The sequence below is a fragment of the Synechococcus sp. PCC 6717 genome (assembly GCF_022698185.1).
GTDB classification, from domain to species: domain Bacteria; phylum Cyanobacteriota; class Cyanobacteriia; order Thermosynechococcales; family Thermosynechococcaceae; genus Thermosynechococcus; species Thermosynechococcus lividus.
Genome location: NZ_JAKLTV010000002.1, coordinates 128,617 through 142,714 on the forward strand (window position 1 = coordinate 128,617; position 14,098 = coordinate 142,714).

Annotated in this window: 12 protein-coding genes and 1 tRNA gene; 3 read left to right on the top strand and 10 right to left on the bottom strand. The window is 52.8% G+C overall.

The features are described 5' to 3' along the window. Position 1: 1 nt before the first annotated feature. The 8 genes from L5470_RS03190 to L5470_RS03225 form a co-directional block, all read right to left on the bottom strand. Positions 2-2,590, bottom strand: coding sequence for a hybrid sensor histidine kinase/response regulator (locus tag L5470_RS03190; protein WP_499498113.1), 2,589 nt, complete (start codon positions 2,588-2,590; stop codon positions 2-4). Between the two features lie 30 nt (positions 2,591-2,620). Next, positions 2,621-4,189 carry a methyl-accepting chemotaxis protein gene (locus tag L5470_RS03195; RefSeq protein ID WP_099799532.1) on the bottom strand — a complete coding sequence of 523 codons (1,569 nt, stop codon included), beginning with the start codon at positions 4,187-4,189 and terminating at the stop codon, positions 2,621-2,623. Next, positions 4,186-4,692 carry a chemotaxis protein CheW gene (locus L5470_RS03200; protein ID WP_499498115.1) on the bottom strand — a complete coding sequence of 169 codons (507 nt, stop codon included), beginning with the start codon at positions 4,690-4,692 and terminating at the stop codon, positions 4,186-4,188. The genes L5470_RS03195 and L5470_RS03200 overlap by 4 nt, the downstream gene beginning before the upstream one ends. A gap of 3 nt (positions 4,693-4,695) precedes the next feature. Continuing rightward, positions 4,696-5,070, bottom strand: coding sequence for a response regulator (locus L5470_RS03205; RefSeq protein ID WP_499498117.1), 375 nt, complete (start codon positions 5,068-5,070; stop codon positions 4,696-4,698). Further along, positions 5,070-6,224 (bottom strand): response regulator, encoded by a 1,155-nt coding sequence (locus tag L5470_RS03210; RefSeq protein WP_499498119.1) that lies wholly within the window; start codon positions 6,222-6,224, stop codon positions 5,070-5,072. Before L5470_RS03210 ends, L5470_RS03205 begins: the two co-directional genes overlap by 1 nt. Before the next feature lie 598 nt (positions 6,225-6,822). Continuing rightward, complete coding sequence (locus L5470_RS03215; protein WP_099799536.1) at positions 6,823-7,416, bottom strand: peroxiredoxin; 594 nt, start codon at positions 7,414-7,416, stop codon at positions 6,823-6,825. A 109-nt stretch (positions 7,417-7,525) separates the two neighbouring features. Further along, positions 7,526-8,401, bottom strand: a complete 876-nt coding sequence (locus L5470_RS03220) for an amino acid ABC transporter permease (protein WP_099799537.1) — start codon at positions 8,399-8,401, stop codon at positions 7,526-7,528. Between the two features lie 12 nt (positions 8,402-8,413). Then, on the bottom strand, positions 8,414-8,734 hold the full coding sequence (locus L5470_RS03225) for a 2Fe-2S iron-sulfur cluster-binding protein (RefSeq protein ID WP_099799538.1): 321 nt from the start codon (positions 8,732-8,734) through the stop codon (positions 8,414-8,416). A 189-nt stretch (positions 8,735-8,923) separates the two neighbouring features. Between L5470_RS03225 and psbB the strand changes: the two genes are divergently transcribed. From psbB to L5470_RS03240, 3 genes are all read left to right on the top strand, one after another. Further along, positions 8,924-10,456, top strand: coding sequence for a photosystem II chlorophyll-binding protein CP47 (psbB, locus tag L5470_RS03230; protein ID WP_099799539.1), 1,533 nt, complete (start codon positions 8,924-8,926; stop codon positions 10,454-10,456). 22 nt (positions 10,457-10,478) lie between these two features. Next, positions 10,479-10,577 carry a photosystem II reaction center protein T gene (locus L5470_RS03235; protein ID WP_099799540.1) on the top strand — a complete coding sequence of 33 codons (99 nt, stop codon included), beginning with the start codon at positions 10,479-10,481 and terminating at the stop codon, positions 10,575-10,577. A gap of 146 nt (positions 10,578-10,723) precedes the next feature. Then, positions 10,724-12,136, top strand: coding sequence for a CheR family methyltransferase (locus L5470_RS03240; protein WP_499498122.1), 1,413 nt, complete (start codon positions 10,724-10,726; stop codon positions 12,134-12,136). Positions 12,137-12,154: 18 nt separating this feature from the next. On the opposite strand, the gene L5470_RS03245 is transcribed toward L5470_RS03240, so the two are convergent. Both L5470_RS03245 and L5470_RS03250 read right to left on the bottom strand, forming a co-directional pair. Continuing rightward, positions 12,155-12,228 (bottom strand) — tRNA-Arg (locus L5470_RS03245). 74 nt (positions 12,229-12,302) lie between these two features. Then, a complete protein-coding gene (locus L5470_RS03250; RefSeq protein ID WP_499498124.1) occupies positions 12,303-13,685 on the bottom strand; it encodes a glycosyltransferase family 4 protein in 1,383 nt (460 codons plus the stop codon). Between the last annotated feature and the right edge of the window lie 413 nt (positions 13,686-14,098).

The window sequence follows — 14,098 nt, forward strand, 5'->3', positions numbered from 1 at the left end:
ATCAGCGCTTCCCAAGAAGTTGCGCCACCGTTTCGAGCATGGCTTGGGGCTGGAAGGGTTTTGTAATATAACCATTGGCACCCAATTGCAGTGCTTTCTGGCGATGGCGATCGCCCCCCCGCGAGGTTAACATCGTTACGGGCAGGTGTTGCAGCGGTGCTGCGGTGCGAATTGCCTCGAGTAAGCCATAACCATCTAAGCGCGGCATTTCTACATCGGTAATGACCAAGTCAACCTCTTGCCCTTGCCCCAGCAACGTCTCTAGGGCTTCTTTGCCATCGCGACATTGCACGACTTCGTAGCCAGCTTGACGCAACMCCCGATCCAATAGCCGCCGCACCGCAATAGAGTCATCCACAATCATCACTTGGGGAGTGGTGCGTCGTGCCGGAGGCTCACTGGGAACTGCAGGGGGAGCAGGAGTTGCCAGCAGCGCCGTAAAATTATCGGGCGCAAGAACAGGCACCACCTCACCGCTGCCTAGCACCGTACACCCCATAATGTAGGGGGGGACGGGCACCGTCTGATCAAAGGGCTTGACCACCAGTTCCCGCTCAGCAATGAGGTAGTTCACCCCTAAGGCAACGGGTTGCCCTGCAACATCCACCACAACCCCCACCCCCAACGGTTGTAGCGGGGCAGTCGTGGGGCGTTGGTAGGGCAAGAAGCTGTGCAGCGGATAGAGGGGGACACTTTGCCCTTGCCAGCGAATGGTGGCACTCGGTTGATGAATATCGGTGTACTCTTTGAGGGCAATGACTTCGCGAATACTCAAATCAGGAATGGCCAAGGTTAAATCGCCAACCTGACACAGCACCATCGGCAAAATGCTCAGGGTCAACGGCAGAGTCAGGGTAAAGGTCGTGCCCTGCTGCGGCTCAGTGGTAACCTTAATGCTGCCGCGCGATCGCTGCACTTGCTCGCGAACCACGTCCAGCCCCACGCCCCGTCCCGAGAGGTCGCTCACCTGTTTAGCGGTTGAGAAACCCGGCAAAAAGAGGAACTCAAGGATTTGCTCACGGCTAAGCTCTGGCATTTTTTCAATGGGGCAGAGATTGAGCGCCACTGCTTTTTGCCGTACCCGCTGCAGATCAATGCCACGGCCATCATCGGCCACTTGAATCTCCACTGCATTACCCCGCAGCTTTGCCCGCAGATAGATGGTACCCATGCTGGGCTTGCCCCTCGCTTGGCGCTCATTGGGAGGTTCTAGACCATGGTCAAAGGCATTGCGGACTAAGTGGGTGAGCGGAGCTTTCAATTGCTGCAAAATCACTTGATCGACTAAGGTGTCCCCCCCTTCAATCACCAGTTGCACAGGTTTCTGGTGGCGATCGCCAAGGGTTTGCACAGCCGTGATAAATTTCTCGGCTAACTGGCGAAAGGGAACAAGGCGTGAGTCTGTCAGTTCACTGTAGAGATTATTCAGGTGTTGCCGCCCCAGATCGAGGGCTTCTTGGAGGTCGCGGTTGAGCAGGTCAATGTCTGCCCCGATCTCTTGAATCCGCGCCAGTAATTCCTGAAAGTCTTGGAGGGTGGTGTGCAGTTCCGTATAACGGTCAAATTGCAACGCATCAAAATCATGCGTTTCATGGCCATGGCTAACCATTCCCCGCGCCGCAAGGGGCGTGGCCAAGCGATCGTAAACGGTCTGCACCTGATCCCGAATCGGACGGAATTGTTCAATACGGCGCTTCAGTTGGCGGTTTGTCTGGGAAAATTGCTGCTGGTAGAGGGTTAACCGCTCTTGACCAATGAGCAGCTCACTGACGGTGTTGCCCAGCCGATCTAACTTGCTTACCGGAATGCGCACATAAAACTCGTCTGGCTGCGGCACCGTTGGCGGGGGAGGAGGAGCGGCGGCAGCTAATTTGGTTAGCTCTGCCTCTCGCAGTTGGCGAAATTCCGCAATGACCGCGGGCACTAATTCTGCCAAGGGCATTTCCGCCACTAGATTGGGGAGTTCTGCGGCCAATTGGCTGAGCCAAGGTACCTGATGGCGATCGCCGAGGGTTTGGGCTGTCCTCACTAGAGCCATAAACGCTTCCTCGCGCTCGGCATCGGTGGTGCTGACTTCTAAACCCTGTAAGCAGGCGTCTAGGTCGTTCGTTAGGGCACTCTGGAGATCTCCCCCAGAGAGGGGCGCAGTCGTCGCAGGCGGGGGGACGGTTTGCAACAGTTCCGCCAAGCCAGCGAGTAGTGCCTGCCGTTGCGGGGTGGGTGTCACTGGCCGCTGCTGTTTTGCTGCCTCCAGTAGCTCATGGGTTTGCTCAATGCCTTGCAGCAATAATTGGTGGGCACGGGGGCGATCGCCCATCTGATTGTCTTTGAGGGCTTCAAGCACATCCTCAAGACGATGGGTTAGCTCCTGTAGCTCTGCCAACTGGGCAATGCCTGCCCCCCCCTTGAGGGAGTGTGCCGCTCGCATCAGCGTGTTGTAGTCGTCGGGGCTATAGCGGCGCTGCGGGTCTGCCGCAACCTGCTCTGCCCACTGCTCTAAAAGCAGTAGGTACTCTGGGGCATCCTCGTAGAGAAAGCAATTACGGGCTTCTTGGGTAATGGCATCCAATTCTGCAGCATTTAGGGTCATAGCCCACCCTCCCACGCATTGCCAATGGCCTTAGGTTTCAACACGGAACCGTGACACCGACGACTGGAGTTCTGCCGCCACCGTGACCAAGCTCTCCATCGCTGCGACCACCGCTGCCGAGGCCGAAGAGGTCGTCTGAGCCATCTCAGCCACAGCCTGCATAATCTGAGTCACTTCCGCGGCAGTGGCTGTCTGGGAGACGGTACGCTCAGAAATCGCTTGTAAGCGCGAGTCAATTTGCTGGTTCAGCCGCGCTAGCCCCTGTAGGGTTGTTTTGGTTTGACTCACCAGCTGGGTGCCTTTGACCACCTGAGCCGTGCTGCCCTCCATCTGCTGCAATACGTCAGCAGTTTCCTGCTGAATGCCAGTCACTAATTGCTCAATATCACGGGCTGAATCAGTCACTCGCTCAGCCAAGCGCCGAACCTCGTCGGCCACAACCCGAAACCCTTGACCATGCTCCCCGGCTCGCGCCGCCTCAATGGAAGCGTTAAAGGCCAAAAGGTTCGTTTTCTCAGAAATACCTGAAATAATATTAATAATTTTGGAGATTTCCTGGGACGATTCCGCCAAGCGTTTCATTTTTTTGGCGGTATCGGCTACACTGAGGCGGATATTTTCCATGCTGTCCACCGTGGTATCCATTGTGGCATCCCCCAGTTCCGCTGCGGCTAAGCCTTCCGCAGCAATGGTTGCAGCGTCTTGGGCAGATTTGGCCACATCTTGCACAGAGGCTGCCATGGCTTCCACCGCTTGTAGGGTGCGCTGAATATCCTCGGCTTGCTGGGTTGCCCCTTCGACAAGGCCAGCGATCGCCTGCTGACTGCTTTGAGCCGCAGCTTGCACTTGATTTGCAGCGGCCTGCACCTGCACAACAATTTGCCGCAGACTGCGCACCGTAGCATTAAAGGCATCGGCAATCGACCCCATCTCACCTTCATCAACCTTGGCGCGAACCGTGAGATCCCCCCGCTGTGCCCCCTCAATATCCAACAGCAGATTAATCACAGCCTCCTGCATTTTCATGCGCTCTTGGCGCTGTAGTTGACTATCCGATTGCCGCTGCGCCTCTAGATCCATGATTTGCTGCTGCTGCTGTTGCAATTGCTCGACCAAGGCGGCAATTCCTTGGGCAATTCCTCGCAACTGGGGATCACCCACCTCTGGTAAGGGGGTCTGCCACTGCTGTTGATTCAGTTGCACTAGCGCGCTTTCTAGGGCATGTAGTTCCTGTCGCAGTTGTTTGATTTGGCCACGACCAAAGCTCATCGCTGTGGGGCGAACTGGCGCGGCGGGGCGTGTTGGTATCGCAGGGGTTGCAGGGGGAGAGTTATCCCGCAAGAGGGCAAGGGCATTACGGGCGCTTTGGCCAAAAATCCCCTGATCCCCTTGGGCGATCGCACCGTACAGTTCCGTGGCAGCGGCGATCTCCCCCTGATGCTCTAGGGCAGTGGCCAAGGTTAATTGAACCAAGTAATCCGTTGGGTCTTCGCTTAAAATATCCCGTAGGGTCGGAATATCCTGAGTGAGGATGGCGTTAAAGTAGCGATCGCTCAGGGGGCGAGTCGGGCGACGAGCATTATCGGCAAGGGATGTCATAGGCTGAGGGCAGAGGAGGACAACGGTGAACGAGCCACGGCCTGGAAAATTGCTTCAATATTTAACAGTAAAATGGGTAACCGCTCCATTTGCACAAATCCCGCTAAGTATTGGCGAACCTCTCGTTGCAGCCGCTTGGGAACAGGTTGAAGTTGATCCGGCAGGACACTCATAATGCCCCGTAAACGGCTCACAATACAGGCAAACTGGCGGGGCTGCTGCGGCGTTGCCTCCCTGACCACTAAGGCCGTCAAGCGTTCATTGGTGGTCTGGCCACTGGGGTGATTCAACCCTAGGAGTTGTAGTAAATCTAACATCCACAGGAGGCGACCGCGCTGATTACTAATGCCCAGCAGTGCTGGCGATACCCCCGGGATTAGGCAAATATCCCGCGCTTGCAGACTCAGTACCTCCGCGGTTTGATCAAGGGGAATGGCCACGTTCACCCCTCGAGGCAACTCAACATGAAAGTACTCGGTAGCACTCAGGGAACCAGTTGCCATAGCTTACTCAGCAGGATTTAAGTACTCATGAATCGTCTGAATGAGGTCTTCCGGTTCAAAGGGCTTTGTGAGGTAGGCATTTCCACCTTGTCGGAGTGCCCAAAAGCGATCAAAGTCTTGATCCTTAGAGGAGCAAAAGACAATGGGGACATGTTTTAAGTCAGGGTTAGCCCGCACTTCGCGGCACAGCTCGAGGCCATTGACACCGGGCATGACAATATCTAGGATAATCAAATCCGGTGGCTGATGGTTGGCCAACCACTCCAGTGCTTTTTCAGCGCTTTCGGCAAGATGAGCTTTGTGACCTAGCTTTTCAAGGATAGAAACAATCATTGTTTGATCCGCTCGCGAATCTTCAACCACTAGCACCCGCTTCATCAGTTCGTCTCCAAAACTGCGGAATGAGCAAATCGCTCCGCTAATGATAGTAACTCTTGCGGGGTAAAGGGTTTTGTTAAATAATCGGTGGCACCCACCATGCGGGCGCGAATCCGATCCACGAGGCCATCACGCCCCGTAAGCATCACCACGGGGACATCCTTGAGGGTGTCGGTTTGCCGCAACTGACGGCAGAGTTCATAGCCATCCATCTCTGGCATCGAAATATCCATCAGCACTAGGTCGGGCTTGGTATCGGTAAGGGTACTGAGGGCATGGGTGGGCTGCATCACCTCTAGTACTCGATAGCCAGAGGTCTCTAAAATTAACCGCACATTGCGCTGAATGGTGCGACTATCGTCAATACAGGCAACGACGGGGCGATCGTCGCGTTCGGGAGGGGTGTGGGGATACTGCACAATCGCGCCATTCATCAGGGCAGGGCGCAGCAGTTGAGCCGTGGCGATCGCCTCTAAGCGTAACTGGGTTGCAATTTCGTAGAGCACAGGGGTCTGAGCCAACAGTTGGGGCAAAGCCGCCGCCACATGACGACCATAGTCCTCTTGCCAAAGGCTGGGATGAAGCCTGTCTGCATGCGCCACACCCAAACGTTGCAGGGGTGAGTTCAGGTAGGCGCGGGTTTGTACCGCTTGACTAATACCATCGCGCAACTGGCTGAGGGTTTGCTTGATAGAAACACACAGGACAAGGTGATCTAAGCCCAAGACCCGCTCAACTGAGAGGGAGGCTTGGGGCATGGCAAAGATATGAATCAGCGCTTCTTGGGTAAACAAAAATAGGAGCTTCCGCAATTGGGGGAGGGTTAATTGCCCAGACTGCCAAAGGCGACAGAGATACTGGTACTCAGTGTCGCCCTCTGGCAACGTCCCAGCTAATTGTGGGCAGTACCGCTGGCACAGGTAGTCAAACCGCTGCTGATAGCCAGTGTTGCTGGTGGCATAGTGAAGTTGGCCACTCCCTACATAAAGATTCCACGCAATAGACACATCATTGGGGTCTGTAAATGTCAACCGCCCCGAGAGGCGATCGCCCATTACCCGCTGTATAACCCGTGCTGGAAAAACAAGCGCCTTATTGGCTTGGGGTGCCTGCTCTGGGGTCAGTGCTGGTGATTGCGTAGAGGTCATAGTCATAGCGCTGTTAAGTTCCCTAGACAAAATTGTGGTGGTCATTTCATAAAATACATTCAGTACATTCAGTATTGAGCCGACTGTAGAGGTTTTGCGGCACGGAGACCTAAGACCGTCTCAAGTAAAACTGCAGGTCAGATGTCATGCCAGCTTCCACCAGCGAGAACACACAGTACAAGCCACTGGTTCAACAACAGATCCCCCATCAACTGAATTTTGAGGAAAAAAGGGCGACTAAGGCACTACATGGAGCCATTATCGTCTTTACTCTGTTTATTCTAAAATTTACCCTTGCCAGTAAAATGTATTCTAAGTAACGATTTGTTGGTCTTAATGTTACCCAGAGGACACTAAACTATTTCTAGAAATCATCAAGGGCAATAGTTGCCCAAATAGGTTCCCCTAATTAAATCTGTTGCAGCGGCCCTTGGAGCTAGGCGACCTAGGCGAGAGATTGTACGATTAATCGTTTAGTTTATACTCAACTGGACTACTCTCTCACCTAACCTAATAGACCACCACTGCACCGTAATCATAAAAATAAAAAACCCACCCTAGGGGCAGGTTTGGACTATGAGATCAGTTCACTCAGCAAGAAGGCTTAGCCAACGGCCTCAAAATACACTTTTGACTTCACTGGATCCGGATTCATCGTTTTGTCACCGGGTTGCCAGCCTGCGGGGCAGACTTCATCGGGATGGGACTGCACGTACTGAATGGCCTGTAAAACCCGCAAGGTTTCATCAACACTGCGACCAAAGGCTAAGTTGTTAATTGTCGCGTGTTGAATCACCCCTTCTTTGTCGATAATGAATAGTCCTCGCAGCGCAACGCCTTCCTCAGTCAACACATTATAGGCTGTGCTAATTTCTTTTTTGAGATCCGAAACTAAGGGGTATTTTAGATCTCCGACACCACCAGATTTGCGGTCAGTTTGTGTCCAAGCCAAGTGGGAAAATTGGCTATCAACGGATACCCCTAACACTTCAGTATTGAGTTGGGCAAATTCAGCATAGCGATCGCTGAAGGCCACAATTTCGGTGGGACACACAAACGTGAAGTCCAAGGGGTAGAAAAAGAGGACGACATATTTGCCGCGATAATCGGACAGCTTGATGGTTTTGAACTCCTGATCATACACCGCAACCGCTTCAAAGTCGGGGGCTGCTTGGCCAACACGCAAACATTCAGACATAAAACCTTGTGCTCCTAACTACAACAGCTCTGCATGGAACAGATCGATAGCGGACTGTTAACATTTTTTAACAGCCATGCCTACTATATCATACTCATAACGATTTTGACTACGAAATGCCACTGTGACTAAAGCGGCGTTCACAATAGCGCAAGAGGCGCGATAGGGGATAGCAGAGGGCAAAATAGAACAGAGCACCCAAAATATAGATAAAGAGCTTACGCTGGGGATCGGTGATGGGATTGGCAAAGGTACTGGTCATGTTCTGGAGTTCTGGCACTCCAATCACGGTCAGGAGGGCGCAATCTTGGATCAAGGTAATAAAGTTATTGGTGAAGGGAGGAAGCATAATTAAGATGGCTTGAGGGAGAATAATCCGCCCCATGGTTTGCCGAGGGGAGAGTCCTAAACTGAGGCTGGCTTCTGTTTGTCCTTGGGGAATTCCTTCAATGCCGCTGCGAAAGACCTCACTCAGGTACGCACCATAATTAAAACCGAGACCAAGGATACCGTAAAAAATAAAGTTAAAGAGGGGCGACACCAAGCGGTTGCTGTGCAGGACAGTCATGATGTCAAAGGCAATCTGTCGTGGGTCAACCCCCAAGTGTCCCAGCAGGCCACCAATGCCAAACCCCCACACCAAGAGTTGCACCAAGGTGGGGGTGCCGCGCACAAACTCAATGTAGAGGGTGCTAGCCAGTCGCAGTAATTTAGCTGAATGCAGCCGTGCCCAAGTGGCGATCGCCCCCAAAATAACTGCTAAAACAAGGCTAACTAGGGCAATTAAAAACGTAGTGACAGTAGCTTGAAACAGAAAAGGCGCGTAAAGAACAATCGTAGAGCGGTAGTAAAAGAGATAGCGAGCAAAAGCCACCCCCCCCACAGCAACTGCAATTAAGAAGGCACTATTGAGAACCACTGCCCACGCAGGAGTAAAAGGGGGCGCGATCAGCCGCTGTAGTCTCAAGATCAGCACGACCCTCATTCCTGTTGAGTGCTATGGCTTTGTCTTGACCGATACCGGACCGTTAACCAAGGTTTGACACGCCAAGCGGTAGTTGTCCGGCTTGCGGCGGAGCTTGCGCTCTTCCACCGCGGTACGGGGCGATAAATGCTCCATGCCTTCGAGAATTTCAACAATGCAGGTGCCACACTGGCCATAGCCGCCACAGTTAAAGAGCTTACCCTTTAAGGTGTACAGATCAACCCCCGCTTCCATTGCTTTTAAGCGCAAATTTGCCCCTTGAGCCGCAACAATTTCTTGGCCTTCGTTAACAAACTTAATATTTGTACCCACAAACTCAGCTTTGCTTGCCATAGCGACCCACGCTAGTTACCATTCTTAATACATTCTCATTCTGGCAGAAAAACTGACCAACCAGAGCTGAAGTTACGGGTAACTTGGCCGTTAAACTCTTAGTAGGGAAGCGGTTGTCACCGTGATCCGGCTGCTTAATAAAATTTGTTCATGCAAACGCTAAACTTTTGTATAGGAGGAGCGTAGTCAATGGGACTACCCTGGTACCGAGTCCACACCGTCTTGATCAATGATCCGGGGCGGTTGATTGCGGCCCACCTGATGCACACGGCACTGGTCGCCGGTTGGGCAGGGTCGATGGCTCTTTACGAGCTAGCTATTTTTGATCCCAGTGATCCAGTTTTGAACCCGATGTGGCGGCAGGGGATGTTTGTCCTGCCCTTCATGACCCGTTTGGGGGTGACTGGTTCCTGGAGTGGCTGGAGCGTCACCGGTGAAACTGGCGTTGATCCCGGATTTTGGAGTTTTGAAGGGGTTGCCCTCGCCCACATCGTCCTTTCCGGCCTCTTGTTCCTTGCGGCCTGCTGGCACTGGGTGTATTGGGACTTAGAATTATTCCGCGATCCCCGCACGGGTGAGCCTGCCCTCGACTTACCCAAAATGTTTGGGATTCACCTGTTTCTATCGGGACTGCTCTGCTTTAGTTTTGGCGCATTTCACCTCACGGGCCTATTTGGGCCGGGGATGTGGGTCTCTGATCCCTACGGTCTCACCGGAAGTGTGCAACCTGTGGCACCGGAGTGGGGGCCTGATGGGTTTAACCCCTTCAATCCGGGCGGAATCGTAGCTCACCATATTGCTGCGGGAATTGTAGGTATTATTGCGGGGCTGTTCCACCTGTTGGTGCGACCCCCACAACGCCTCTACAAAGCCCTGCGCATGGGGAATATTGAAACAGTCTTGTCCAGCAGTATTGCCGCTGTTTTCTTTGCTGCCTTTGTTGTTGCTGGCACCATGTGGTATGGCAGTGCGACGACCCCTATCGAACTATTTGGGCCAACCCGCTATCAGTGGGATAGCAGTTACTTCCAGCAAGAAATTAATCGTCGCGTCCAAGCCTCTTTGGCGAGCGGCGCAACGCCAGAAGAAGCATGGTCGGCAATTCCAGAAAAACTGGCCTTTTACGACTACATTGGCAATAATCCCGCCAAGGGTGGCCTGTTCCGCACTGGGCCAATGAATAAAGGGGATGGTATTGCCCAAGGCTGGAAAGGTCATGCGGTGTTCCGGGACAAAACGGGCGAAGAGCTATTTGTGCGCCGTATGCCTAACTTCTTTGAAACGTTCCCCGTCATCCTCACCGATAAGAATGGGGTTGTGAAGGCGGATATTCCTTTCCGGCGGGCTGAGTCGAAGTATAGTTTTGAGCAGCAGGGTGTAACCGTCACCTTTTATGGTGGTGAGCTGAATGGCCAAACCTTCACGGATGCACCAACAGTGAAGAGCTATGCCCGTAAGGCCATATTTGGGGAGATTTTCGAGTTTGACAAGGAAACCCTCAACTCCGATGGTATTTTCCGCACCAGTCCCCGGGGGTGGTTTACCTTTGGTCATGCCGTATTTGCCCTGCTCTTTTTCTTTGGTCACATTTGGCATGGTGCCCGTACCCTCTTCCGCGATGTCTTCTCGGGGATTGATCCTGAGCTGTCGCCGGAACAGGTGGAATGGGGTGTCTACCAGAAAGTGGGTGATCTGAGCACCCGTCGTAAAGAAGCTGTTTAGCTAGTACTCCTAGGGACTTACCATGGAAACTATCACCTACGTTTTCATTTTTGCCTGTTTAATCGCCCTCTTTTTCTTTGCGATCTTCTTCCGTGAGCCGCCGCGGATCACGAAAAAGTAAGATTGAGGTTGGCTGATCTCGGCTTGGGGGTTGGCCAACTGTCATCATTAGGCATCTAAAAATAAAAAATGTCTTAGCTCAACGAGCGATCGCCCCCAGCGGTGGCTCGTTTTTGTTACGGTGTAAGCTGGTGCACTACAGCCGTCATGGACGATCAATTACTCGAGCAATTTTTACAATTAATTCGCCGCCAAACCGGGATTAGTATTCGGCCACAGGACAGACCGCAACTAACCAAGAAGCTCCTGATGCGCTGTCGTGCCCTAGACTGTCAGCATCCCAGCCAATATCTCGCCCTACTGGTGAATTCAGAGTCCGTGGCAGGCCAAAAGGAATGGCAGCATCTTGCGGATCTGATTACCACGGGTGAGAGCTACTTTTTCCGCGACCACGGCCAAATTAAAGTTCTGCGCGAGAGTCTTTTGCCGGATCTGATTGCCCGCCATGAGGGCGATCGCACCTTGCGAATTCTGAGTGCAGGCTGCGCCAGCGGCGAGGAACTCTATTCCATTGCCATCTTACTCAAGGAACTGATTCCCAACCCAGAACGCTGGCAACTGAGTCTTGTTGGCTACGATCTTAGCCAAAATGCTGTTGCTCAAGCTCGGGCAGGGGTGTATAGCCGCTGGTCATTTCGCGGCATGAATCCGACCTTACAGGCGCGCTACTTTCAGGAAACAGCCCAAGGCTGGGTCATTGATGCAGCCCTGCGGCAATGGGTGCGCTTTCGTTGCGTCAATTTATTGTGTCCAGAAGACTACGATCTGTTGCCCGCAAGCCTTGACCTCATCATCTGTCGCAATGTATTCATTTACTTTGACAGCACCGCCATCAGCCAAATTTTAGGCACCTTTGTGTCTCTACTGCGTCCCCAGGGTTATCTGTTAACGGGTCATACCGAGCTACAAGGACAAGAGATCAGCCCGCTAGAGATCCTCAGCTATCCTGAATCAGTGGTGTATCAACTTGGGATTGATCCGCCCGTACGGCCACAGCCGACCCCGCCGCCAATCTCTGCTCTAGAGGAAGCCCGCGCAGACTTTGCACAACGGAACTATACCCGTGCATTGGCCTTGGCTCAGCAATGGCAAGCAGGCCACCCCAAGGATGAGGACTGCCTGCTACTTATGGCACAAATGTATGCCAATCAGGGTCGCTACACGGAGGCGATCGCCACCAGTCAACAGATATTAAGCGTGAACCCAGAAAATGTGAATGCACTTTTCTTACTGGCTCACATTGCTGAAGAACAGGACGATAAAGCCACAGCAAAGGAGTACCTGCGACGAATTATTTTCTTAAGCCCCAACACTGTGGCTGCCTACATTGAACTGATAGAGCTGCACCTGAGTGAGCAAGAGACTGATGCCATTCCTTCCTTGCTGGCAACTGCACAAATGCTATTACTACAGCATCATGATAGGAATGAAATTATTCCTTTCCGTCAGGGAGTGACAGTAGCAATGTTGCAGCATTATCTGACTCACATTGCAGCCACGACATTCAGTAAAAACACCTCAAATTGGCCACACTTAAATGGCATGACTACCCAGATTTAAGTTCTGGTTTGAACTTTACGGGCTTGGAGGGACTCGAACCCCCGACCTGCTGATCCGTAGTCAGCCGCTCTAATCCACTAAGCTACAAGCCCCAGTCAGGATTCTTATCCTATCATGAATGCACAACAATGCCAACGCCTAATCTCACTAGATCTCAGGGATTGACTTAGGACGCAAGGGAGGCCGGTGAGTTATTGAGCAACGCATCCATGGACGCTAGCATATCGGTATTGGCCAGAGCTGTCAAGCAACCGGACATCCCCATTAAGGAGGCGGCAAACAGCTGGCGATAAAGTGCTCCCATTTGCAGGGCGATCGCCTGCCAGTCAAACTGAGCGGCCACGCGCTCACGACCATTCGCACCCAAGGTCTGTGCCCATTGGGGGGCATCAATCAGCCGTTGAATTGCTGCGGCTAAGGCGGTTGCGTCTTCAGGGGGCACTAGCAGGCCAGTTTCTTCGGGTACCACCGTAAACTGAAGGCCGCCAACGGCAGAGGCAATGACCGGAGTGCCGCAGGCCATCGCTTCGATCGCCACCAAGCCAAAGGGTTCGTAGTAGCTAGGCACCACACAGACATCGGCAGCGCTATAGTAAGCGCCTAGGTCTTCGTGCGCCACTTGCCCCACAAAGGTGACGCGATCGTCTAAGCCGTACGCCTGAACTAGCCCCTCAATTCGGCATCGCTCTGCCCCATCACTGCGCTGGGGGTCACTCCCCCCAACAATCAACAGTTGTCCACGGGGTACCTGCGCTACGGCTGCCACAAGGGTTTCTAACCCCTTACGCCGATCAAAGCGTCCCACATAGAGAATCAATGGCTCTTGGTGGGGAATCTGCAACCGGCGGCGGGCATCCGGCTGAGGATAAAATAAGCTTAAATCGGTGCCACAGGGAATCAGGCGAATGTGCCCTAGGCGCGAGACCAGCGATCGCAAGTAGGCTTCTTCCTGTGGGCTAGTGGCAATAACGCAATCTGCCTGCTCCAAAATATCCGCTTCCACCCTGAGGCGAGTGTCATCGCGGTTAGCTTGCTCAGAGGCCACCTGATACTTCACCACCCCAAGGGAATGATAGGTGTGTAGCCACTGGAAATGTAACTCCTGACGCAACTGGCACCCCACCCAGCCCGATAACCAGTAGTTCGTGTGGACAAGGGGGTAACCCACCTTGGTGTGATAGCGCTTAAACGCCTCAACAAAATCTGGCAGAGTCTCAAAAAGACGCTCGCGGGGGATATAGGTTACAGGTCCAGCTTCAAGGCGAATAGTGCGACAGTGGGAACCATGCTCAACCACATCAGCATCTTCAGGATTTACTTTGCGAGTAAACATATCAACGTGCCAGCCTGCTGCTGCCAGAGCTTCCCCTAATTGCCGCACATAGATATTTTGGCCACCTGCGGACTCGTGCCCTACTGCAGCCGCTGGATCGCCATGTACCGAGATCAGGGCAATGGGCTGGCGGGCAGGAATTTGAGGTTGTGGCGCTGCAAAAGCTCTCGGTAGTGTATTTTTTGCCTTTCGAGTCGAAGCTGGGAATGATTGCATAAATACACCTTATTGAATAACTACTAAAGAAAAATTAAAAATGCCGGAGCAACTCTAGTTTGCCAACAATTCTAGAGCATAGGTTTGGTGATTATTATGCAGGACGGCATGGTCAAGAACAGTATCACAGATTGCCTCCTCGTCATTTACTAGAATTGAACAACTCGGCAATGGTAAAGACGCATCGCGTAATATGCCGCTGCCCCAACTATAGTTACCCCCCCGTCCCTCGCCAAGGGGGACAACCCCTACCATCGTCTTCGGCAAGCCGTACGGCAGTGGGACTGGTTCGCATCCCCTACTCAATCAACAAACCTGTGTTTAAGCACAAAAGCGGTATAATCCTGAAATTTAGCGTCTGCAGCATTACTAATGGCAAAGTAGGTTAACCAACACAATGAAGAGGGAGGTGC

What these genes read in the sequence shown, in the direction of transcription:
- L5470_RS03195 (WP_099799532.1), bottom strand. Translation starts at nt 4,189, where the DNA reads ATGACATCCCTTGCCGATAATGCTCGTCGCCCGACTCGCCCCCTGAGC.
- L5470_RS03200 (WP_499498115.1), bottom strand. Translation starts at nt 4,692, where the DNA reads ATGGCAACTGGTTCCCTGAGTGCTACCGAGTACTTTCATGTTGAGTTG.
- L5470_RS03205 (WP_499498117.1), bottom strand. Translation starts at nt 5,070, where the DNA reads ATGAAGCGGGTGCTAGTGGTTGAAGATTCGCGAGCGGATCAAACAATG.
- L5470_RS03210 (WP_499498119.1), bottom strand. Translation starts at nt 6,224, where the DNA reads ATGACTATGACCTCTACGCAATCACCAGCACTGACCCCAGAGCAGGCA.
- L5470_RS03215 (WP_099799536.1), bottom strand. Translation starts at nt 7,416, where the DNA reads ATGTCTGAATGTTTGCGTGTTGGCCAAGCAGCCCCCGACTTTGAAGCG.
- L5470_RS03220 (WP_099799537.1), bottom strand. Translation starts at nt 8,401, where the DNA reads ATGAGGGTCGTGCTGATCTTGAGACTACAGCGGCTGATCGCGCCCCCT.
- L5470_RS03225 (WP_099799538.1), bottom strand. Translation starts at nt 8,734, where the DNA reads ATGGCAAGCAAAGCTGAGTTTGTGGGTACAAATATTAAGTTTGTTAAC.
- psbB (WP_099799539.1), top strand. Translation starts at nt 8,924, where the DNA reads ATGGGACTACCCTGGTACCGAGTCCACACCGTCTTGATCAATGATCCG.
- L5470_RS03235 (WP_099799540.1), top strand. Translation starts at nt 10,479, where the DNA reads ATGGAAACTATCACCTACGTTTTCATTTTTGCCTGTTTAATCGCCCTC.
- L5470_RS03240 (WP_499498122.1), top strand. Translation starts at nt 10,724, where the DNA reads ATGGACGATCAATTACTCGAGCAATTTTTACAATTAATTCGCCGCCAA.
- L5470_RS03250 (WP_499498124.1), bottom strand. Translation starts at nt 13,685, where the DNA reads ATGCAATCATTCCCAGCTTCGACTCGAAAGGCAAAAAATACACTACCG.